The 1,227-nt window shown below is 67.9% G+C and carries 1 protein-coding gene; it reads right to left on the bottom strand.

What is annotated here, in order from left to right; all coding sequences use genetic code 11:
- Nucleotides 1-37: 37 nt before the first annotated feature.
- Nucleotides 38-933 (bottom strand): IS5 family transposase gene (locus ACFXA3_RS42790; protein ID WP_385197002.1). Its coding sequence is split into 2 segments (ribosomal slippage): nucleotides 38-583 and nucleotides 586-933, totalling 894 coding nucleotides; the frame shifts between segments, so codons are not numbered across the junction.
- Nucleotides 934-1,227 lie beyond the last annotated feature (294 nt).

The following is a 1,227-nucleotide window of genomic DNA, read 5'->3' as shown; positions in this document are numbered from 1 at the left end:
AGCGGCTCGATCCGGTCCCACATCGCATCGGTGATCACTAATCGGACGGACACATCCGATCAACTGACCAACCGATCAAAGAGACACGCGCTAGGCCATTTCCTTCGGATCGCCTGGCTGACCGAATGAAGGTGGCGGCGAGGTAGATGGCGGCGGTCTTGTCGTAGCGAGTGGCGATACCGCGCCACTGCTTGAGCTTGTTGATGCAGCGTTCGAGGGTGTTCCGTTGTTTGTACGCTTCGCGGTCGAAGGCCGGTGGTCGGCCGCCCTTGCTGCCGAGTCGTCTGCGGTTGGCGATCTGGTCGGCGGGCTGCGGGATCACCGCCCGGATCTTGCGTTTCTGTAGGTGTTCGCGGATCGCCCGGGACGAATAGGCCTTGTCGGCCAGCACGGCAGCAGGGCGGGTTCGCGGCCTGCCGTTCGGTCTCGTGACCCGGATTGCGGTCATGATCTGTACGAACGCTGGTGCGTCACCGGCCTGGCCCGGGGTGAGGACGAAGGCCAGTGGCTGGCAGCGGCGGTCGGCGGCGAGGTGGATTTTGGTGGTCAGTCCGCCGCGGGACCGTCCGGGGGCATGGTCGGCCGGCTCGCCGGGCGGGGCCCTTTGGGGCGGGCCCCGGCGGCGTGCTGGTGGGCACGGACGGTCGTGGAGTCGACCGCGACGACCCAGTCCGGGTCGTCTTCGGCCTGCGTGAGCAGGGCCGTGAAGACCTCCTCCCAGGTGCCGTCGGCCGCCCGCATCTGAAGCCGGTTGTGGGCGCCCTTCCAGGACCCGAAGTGCCGGGGCAGGTCCATCCACGGCGTGCCGGTGCGGTACTTGAACGCGATCGCGTCGATCACCTGGCGGTGATCACGCCATTGCCCACCCCGCCGAGGCGTCCGGTCCGGCAGCAACGGCTCAATGCGGGCCCACTGGGCGTCAGCCAGCGGCACACATCAACCAACGATCAGATGATCTGAAGGAAACGACCCAGGGGTGGGAGCGGAGTAGACACTTCAACAGGCCGTAGGCCCTGACCCCATGAAACAGGGTTAGGGCCTACGGCGTATGCGGATGATGACAGACGCAGTCGGCTGGCGCTCCGCGTGGTCCGCAGGCCAGGAGTCGGCCATGACCACCCCCTACTGCCAGCCGCCCGTGGAGCGGGCTGGTCCTGGAGGCGGAGCCGGAAGGACCCGGGTGGGGGAGCGGAGCGGACCCGCCCCAACGGGCCGTAAGCCCCGACC

The organism is Streptomyces sp. NPDC059456 (assembly GCF_042750055.1).
Lineage (GTDB): Bacteria > Actinomycetota > Actinomycetes > Streptomycetales > Streptomycetaceae > Streptomyces.
Note: the sequence above shows the minus strand (reverse complement) of the source record. Positions and strands in the feature narration are given on the sequence as shown.